Origin of the sequence: Endozoicomonas arenosclerae (genome assembly GCF_001562015.1) — a bacterium.
Taxonomy (GTDB): Bacteria; Pseudomonadota; Gammaproteobacteria; order Pseudomonadales; family Endozoicomonadaceae; genus Endozoicomonas_A; species Endozoicomonas_A arenosclerae.
Map to the genome: position 1 here is coordinate 53,418 of NZ_LASA01000112.1, position 7,273 is coordinate 60,690.

Annotated in this window: 7 protein-coding genes; 2 read left to right on the plus strand and 5 right to left on the minus strand. The window is 47.9% G+C overall.

Translation table 11 applies throughout. The features are described from left to right. The first annotated feature begins 133 nt into the window (after nucleotides 1-133). The gene (gene tldD, locus WG89_RS17730) at nucleotides 134-1,573 is read left to right on the plus strand and encodes a metalloprotease TldD (protein WP_062268464.1); all 1,440 of its coding nucleotides are present in this window, start codon (nucleotides 134-136) and stop codon (nucleotides 1,571-1,573) included. Nucleotides 1,574-1,622: 49 nt separating this feature from the next. Here tldD and WG89_RS17735 read toward each other — a convergent pair whose 3' ends face one another. The 5 genes from WG89_RS17735 to WG89_RS17755 form a co-directional block, all read right to left on the minus strand. After that, complete coding sequence (locus WG89_RS17735) at nucleotides 1,623-4,520, minus strand: hypothetical protein (RefSeq protein ID WP_153301661.1); 2,898 nt, start codon at nucleotides 4,518-4,520, stop codon at nucleotides 1,623-1,625. Between the two features lie 487 nt (nucleotides 4,521-5,007). Beyond that, complete coding sequence (locus tag WG89_RS17740; protein WP_062268466.1) at nucleotides 5,008-5,499, minus strand: hypothetical protein; 492 nt, start codon at nucleotides 5,497-5,499, stop codon at nucleotides 5,008-5,010. A gap of 86 nt (nucleotides 5,500-5,585) precedes the next feature. Continuing rightward, nucleotides 5,586-5,981: a TonB family protein gene (locus tag WG89_RS17745; RefSeq protein WP_062268467.1), complete on the minus strand. Its 396-nt coding sequence runs from the start codon at nucleotides 5,979-5,981 to the stop codon at nucleotides 5,586-5,588. A gap of 44 nt (nucleotides 5,982-6,025) precedes the next feature. Beyond that, complete coding sequence (locus WG89_RS17750; protein WP_062268468.1) at nucleotides 6,026-6,523, minus strand: gamma-glutamylcyclotransferase family protein; 498 nt, start codon at nucleotides 6,521-6,523, stop codon at nucleotides 6,026-6,028. Then, on the minus strand, nucleotides 6,520-7,020 hold the full coding sequence (locus tag WG89_RS17755) for an AAA family ATPase (protein ID WP_062268469.1): 501 nt from the start codon (nucleotides 7,018-7,020) through the stop codon (nucleotides 6,520-6,522). Before WG89_RS17755 ends, WG89_RS17750 begins: the two co-directional genes overlap by 4 nt. Before the next feature lie 136 nt (nucleotides 7,021-7,156). Here WG89_RS17755 and WG89_RS29440 point away from each other — a divergent pair. Continuing rightward, on the plus strand, nucleotides 7,157-7,273 hold a 117-nt coding region (locus WG89_RS29440; RefSeq protein WP_172806846.1), incomplete at its 3' end, for a transposase.

The following is a 7,273-nucleotide window of genomic DNA, read 5'->3' on the forward strand; positions in this document are numbered from 1 at the left end:
AGGTGTGACAATTCTAATACAAGGCAACCTTTTTTAAAGTATACGGAATGTATGGGTTGCCGTTCCCGAGATGTAAGTCTGCAAACCTTTACAGGATGCAGGCTCTGGAAAATAGCAAAGGCCTGAATAATATATGACCGACATTCTTACACAGGCGCGAAATCATTTGCTGGCGCCGGCAAATATCGGTGACAACGAGCTGGGCAGGGTTCTCGACAGTATTCTCGGGCACTCGGTCGATGCGGCTGATCTCTATTTTCAGTCCACACGCCATGAGGCCTGGGCGTTGGAAGACAGCATTATCAAAGAAGGCAGCTTTAATGTCGACCGGGGGGTCGGAGTACGGGCCATCAGCGGCGAAAAAACCGGCTTTGCCTATTCCAATGAAATTATTTTACCGGCTCTTGAACAGGCTGCAGGCGCTGCACGCAGTATTGCCAGGTTGGGACAGGATCAACAGATTCAGGCCTGGGGTCGCAGTCAACCACTGGCTCTATATGGGACAGAAAATCCTTTGGACTCCATGAGCCGTGAAGATAAGGTGGCTCTGCTCAAAGCGGTTGATCAGGAAGCCAGAAAAACCGATCCACGGGTCAAACAGGTCAATGTCAGCCTTGCAGGGGTTCACGAGGTCGTTCTGGTGGCTGCATCTGACGGAACACTTGCAGCGGATATTCGTCCGCTGGTGCGGATGAGCGTCAGTGTAATTGCTGAAAAGGATGGCCGTATTGAGCGGGGTTCTGCCGGTGGCGGTGGTCGCAGTGATTATCTGCAGTTTATCCAGAACGATAAAGGTTTAAGTTACGCCCGTGAAGCGGTGCGACAAGCTCTGGTCAATCTGGAAGCTGGTGCCGCGCCAGCGGGTGCAATGCCCGTTGTATTAGCCCCCGGCTGGTCAGGCGTTCTGCTCCATGAAGCCGTGGGTCATGGTCTGGAAGGGGACTTTAACCGTAAAGGCAGCTCATCTTACGCGGGACGTATTGGTGAGAGAGTCGCTTCGCCTCTGTGTACTGTTGTGGATGACGGTACGCTGACAGGTCGCCGTGGTTCTCTGAATATGGACGACGAAGGGGTGCCTACTGAATCAACGGTTCTGATTGAGAACGGTATTCTCAAAGGCTACATGCAGGACAAGCATAATGCTCGTCTGATGGGGGTTGCTCCCACCGGTAATGGACGTCGAGAGTCTTATTCTCACCTGCCTATGCCTCGTATGACCAATACTTACATGCTGGCTGGCAAGAGCGATCCGGGCGAAATTATTGCCAGTGTCGATAAAGGGATCTATGTCACCAATATGGGAGGCGGTCAGGTGGACATCACATCTGGCAAGTTCGTATTCTCTACCAGCGAGGCTTACCTGATTGAGAATGGCAAGGTCACGACTCCCGTCAAAGGTGCAACCCTGATCGGTAACGGGCCTGATGTTATGAATCAGGTCTCTATGGTCGGCAATGACCTGGAACTGGATCCGGGCATTGGTGTCTGTGGCAAAGATGGCCAGTCTGTACCCGTTGGTGTAGGTCAGCCCACGCTTAAGATTGATGAAATTACCGTAGGCGGAACAGCCTGATCTTTCTGGAAAGTGGTGATCATCGTCGATGCCACTTTCCAGTCCACTCTCAAAACTTCAATAGTTGAAGCAGAGCCTGCTCTGCGATTTCCGCTGTTTCTTCAAACTGATAAAGCACCCTGTAAAACTCTATTACCGTGACAGGATCCGGATTCAGTTGTTCAGGAAGCTGTTCCAGAATCATGCATTCAGGGCATGAATTTGAATAGGTACTGGCGTCAGTGGAGTGGTCAGTCAATAGAGGCGAGTGGCCTCTGGTGAAGGCAAAGGGCACTCGCTCTTTTGCAAAACTCCGTTTCATCTGTCCATAAACGTCAACAGTTTTTTCTCTGATCAACTCCAGATATTCAGGTCTGGATCGTGTTTTCAGCATCTGCTTTCTTAGGGCTTTGTTCATACTTCCCCTGTCACTGCCCGACTCTGACGTCCGGAAAGTATTAACGGCTATTGACCGGATCTGGAACCAGTACCAGGACCTGAATCCAAGTTTTTCTGGCAGTATTTCCGGGCTCCAGGTAGCAGTAAATAAAGGCGCGGAGTCGGGCTCCAGCCAGCTGATATCACAGTGCAGGGCATCACAGGTAAAGGTAGAAAGCAGGGTCTGGGCAAAGTATTCATTCAGCTGCCGGGTAGCCAGTCGACTGAGAAGATCATTGCGATAGTGTTTGTAGGTATCCAGCCCAGCCAGAAGATTGATGGAGTGTCTCAGAACCGGTGGACCTGCAGAGACAATGACCTGGTCCAGTAACTGACTCCGTATACGCTGGCAATCGTACTTACCCTGCATATTACGGTATTGGCATTTTATGGACGAAAGCGACTCTTGTGTCAGGGCCGTATTCATTCTTTCAAGTTGCTGCTCCAGATATTTGATCATGACCGGGTGGTGATCATGGGCGACAGCCATACGGTCATTGTTCTGATTCTCAAGGGCTATACCGAGAGGGGTCTTCAGGCTGGAAAAGTCATAGGGCAGTGTTTCTACTGGAATATCTGTATCCACATAGATCATACCTTCCATCTCACCCGGAGAATTCAAATCGGTTGTCCGACTGTTTTGTACAATGACCTCGGGACCCAGAATCATCAGGGCTGTGCGGATCATATTACTGTATATCGAAAAGAATCGTTCCCTGCGAACAAATGCCAGGGCTTCCTGAAACTGTTGAGCCAGGGCAGGGATAGCCTGGTGAAAAGGAACATCGTTAATATCCATCACCAGCAACTGATGGGGTGAGAAGGTCTTGAGATTAGGTAGCTCGGCCATCATGAGATTGTGCCCATCAGAAAGCAAGGAGCGATCTTTCCATAGAATTATCTTTCTTGTTGGATGAGCTTGAGCGACCTCTTCGATGTTTTTCAGGTAGCGGTCAGGAAGCAGACTGCCCACCCAGATGTAATTAATAGGGGCTGTCTGAGGAAGATAGTGGTAGGTCGTTAACAGCTTTTGACCAGGATGATGATCAGACAGCAGCTTATGACGGAGAATATCGATGGCTTCATCCATTAATGACTGCTCGTGATGTATGGCGGCTTCTATAAGATATTGACTGCGTGGTTCAATCATCATGGCGTGAAATACTGCTCGTCTGGCCTCATCCCCTTTGGTCTGGGCAATTTCATCCAGTACTGTCACTAGTTTTTTAACAGTCTGCTGTTCGGATCTACTAAGTGATTCCCGCCAGGCGAATTTTTCCAATAGATAACCTTTTGCAAGAGTCATCATTTGTTGGATATCAGGGCTTCCAGTCAGGTCGTTTTTCAATTTTGCAAGAGATGAAGACTCCACTCTCTGGTAATAGGACAGGCCATGAAAACGTCCATAGCCGTGTGATAATAGCAGTTCAATTCTTGGAGTATCCCGGAAGCTTTTGTGAGAAAGAGTCAGTGATGATTCGCCTTTTACAGAGACTGCACTGATGCCGGTGTCAGAAGAAAGAGATGCTTCCATAGCATTGGCTACAGGATTTTCAGCTGGAGCAGGTTCTATGGGATCTGCTGGCTGAACAGTGTTTACAGGATTGGGATAACGCCTGCTGATAATATTAGAAACCCAGTTATCTAGCTGTGAGAAAGCCGCTTTATTGACAACCAGCTGAATGCCGTTGAACAGCTGATCGACATGGTTGGGACCTATGTATCTCTGGGACGATTTAATCTGAAACTGTTGCTCAGCGTCATCACTTTGAGCCAGCTGATATAAATAGGTGGGTTCGTTATCGGCTTTTGCCAGCAGCAGAATACCAGCCCAGTCAGAGGGTTGGCGGGTTCTGGTCCAGGTCAGCCAATGAGCGGATGAATGTTGTCCGAGGTCAAGCACCTGATGATAGCCAGAGCCGGCAGACGTTGAAGGACGAATAGGCCCTGAGGCGATGGCCAACAGACAGGAGTCCAGGGATTCCTGCTGTTCAAGGTAACACTTCAGATGTTGTAGCAAGAGGTTCAGAACTTTGGGCTGAAACAGTGAATAAAAAGCGGCATTAGTCTGCTGACAGTCATCGTCTAAAACTTCTATCACCCAGCAGTAAGGTTGTTCTGTTACTACAGGAACGCTTAATGCGTCTTCGGTTTTCTGGTGGGGCCATCGTACCTTCAACACGGGTTCATAAGGATCATCGTGACTGATGGTAATATTGAGGGTATCAATCCTGTACTTTTCAAGGGTTTGATAAAGGTCGTCCCAGACATGATTTGCAGGTGTCAGCGTTGCAGGTAAGCGTTCAATTCTGAGCACAGGTTTCTGGAAATAGTAGGTTGATACCGTCATCCTGAAATGTCGGGCCAGCCAGGAATCCTCCAGGAAAACGGGATACAGACCTTTTGTGGGCAGGGAAATGTCAGGTCTGAGTTGTCTGTTTAAATATTCCTGAGGCACTTTCACCAGGTCGCTTTCAATGACGCCATTTACCATCGCGCTGTATATCCAACCTCTGTGAAGTTGAGTCATCGGTATCAGGGTGCTGTGAAGTAAGGGAAGAAAGCTTGGGAACTGACGGGCGAGTAACCCCGTAAATGCGGCATACCAAAGAGGAAAAGAGAGCTGCACTACTGAAGCTGTAGCCCTGGCAGGGATTTGGAAGATTAGCTCATAAAAGCTGTATTCTTTCGGGAGATCAACAATGTAAGTATGCTTCGAAGTGCTCAGCAACTGATGTTGAGACAGACCTGCAACAACAGGATTAACTGTGGCATATTCCTCTGAAGCACTGCCGTCTAGACAGGTTAGAAGACATAAAAGGCCAGAAACAAGCAGTCGCCTCACTCTTGTTAAATTCATAACTCATCGATCAACAATCGGTTTAATGATGAGTAGAGTGTAGAGGTGAGCTAAAGTTCATCTCCTCAGGAATGGAGTTGAGCAAGGATGCGAGTGTCGATGGGATCTGTACATGAGTACGAATTGCTAGACGTCATACTCACTGGCGTTACTCAGGCTATTGTTTTCCCAGATGCTGGACTTTACGGTAAATGCTGCACACTCCGTTGCAACCGAGCATGACCACCAGACTGATAAACAACTGGATAAACAGTGACACCAGGCTTTGTGTCTGAGTGCTACTGTTCATTAACTCAGGGACCGCCAGATAGTTTATCCAGGCAAGATAAAATCCATTCAACGCTGCAATAAAGAAGTAAAAGCCAATCACAAAAACAGCAGCTCTCAGAATCTCCTGACTGGATACATTCACCTGAATTTCAGAATGAAAGGGAAAAAGCATTTTTGACAGAGCCATGGAAAAGCTCCAGATCAGCAAACCGGCACCAATCGTGATGACAATATCCAGCATCTGCAGGTACAGGAAGAGTCGGTTGTCATTCTCCGCAGAAGCATCGGTTGCGTGAATAATCAGAGGTAGGGACTTTAGTCCTATTACTATCAGGTAAAGAGCAAACAGTCTGATTGCAATGAAGGCCAGTGGATTCATATTATTCTGCCAGTATCCGGTGACCGACTGAGGCCGGTTAATAAGGTGCTTTTAAATACTAGCAGAGCAGCAGCTTCGAGCTGGAATCAGCCTTCCAGCTGCCAGAAAAAAGTTTGCTGAAGGGTAGAGACTTGATGAGCCGGTTCGAAGCTCCAGCAGGTGACAGCCTGCTTAAAGCTGGTAGCGAATTGCTGGTTGGAGCTGGAAACCACCTGAATATTCTCGACTCTGCCACTTTCCAGTACCTCGTATTGAACGGTAGCCTGACCTTCAACACCTTTTTGAAGCAATAGCTTCGGGTAATCCGGCATATAAAGACGTTTTGGCATAGGCAGGTTTTCAATGTCAGCACTGGCTAGTGTGCGGGTATAATCACTGAGGGTGAAAGGCTCAAGCCTGTTACAGTCAACAGAATGTTGGGAAGGAGGGTTTGCTGTGCAACCTGTCAGCAGGAGCAGGGCAGGGATGAATTTTTTTAGCATTATTATTTTTATTCAGCCGCAAAGAGTGTTTATTTTACGAAGAATTAAAACACCTGTCTGTGAATCGCTCGTTCTTTTTGAGCTCGTTCTATCACTGGGTCCGGTACCGTTTTTATTTTCTGTAGTTGTTTGATATAGCTTTCCGGCAGTTGAGACTCTGCTGCTCCAATCAATACGTGTTGCAGATACCAGTCGTATGGCAGTAATGACGGGTCGATCTCCAGTGCAATGTACGTAAAGGCAGATACTGTCGTTTGCTCAGAATTGATGAGCTGAACCTGCTTCTCAGTGTAACCCACGCCGAGTCCTTCATAGTGATCAAGCAGGTGTTTCTCTTCGGGATCAATATCAAAGAGGCAGCCATAGACACGACTATGGTCGCCGGTAAAAAAAGCGTCGCACTTGCCAGACCCATCTTTACTGGCCTTATGAAAACGCAGGTCATGGGCTTCAAGAAAATACGCACCTTGTCTTTGGGCTGAAGGTACTCGATTCTTCAGGCGTGCCAGGGACATATTGGAACCATAGGCAAAGTAGTTCATATCAGTTTTTGGCCCGGACTTTTCTCAACAATCAGTATTTCATCAAACCCTTCAGATGGTTCAGGGGCTTCAAGCTGTTCAAAGACGCTGTGCACCGCTTGTTCTGGCACTATCTCGTCATCTTTGCGCTGCTTGTTCTGAGTCATAGCCTGCTCAAGTGATGTTTTGATCCAGACGGCTACAACATGAGCAGAGTATTTTCTGGCAATACTGAGCACCCGGATGCGGTGCTTTTTGGCTGGGAGAGCCGCATCAAAATAAATGCTGCTCTGTTCTGGTTTGTGTTGACTGATCCAGGTGGATTTACCAGCTCCCTGAACGCCAAACACAATATAAGCTACGGTGTGACCTTTTTGTTCAGCCAAAATGTGCTCGAAGTCCGAGTATGCTTTTTCCCAAGCCATCTGGCTCCTCTCAGGTGTCCAGAGCCTGCCCTGTTCCGTCTGAAGATAGTGATCCGGGTTGATATGCACCAGCTTGTAGTCAGTACTCATCATGATTATGGTTTAGTGCATCGTGAAAACCCACGTCCTATGGACGTGGTCATGAATGGTTGGCTTCGCCTGCCATGAACTACCCATGCTACTCCTTATCTCTGAGTTGTCCCCACAACTACTAGAGATAGGAAGTAACATGAGTAGATTTGAAAAGTTAACGCATGTCATTTGGCATTGCCAATATCATATAGTTTGGGTGCCAAAATACAGGTTTCGAGTCCTGACCGGGGCAGTGAAAGCCGAGGTTTATAAC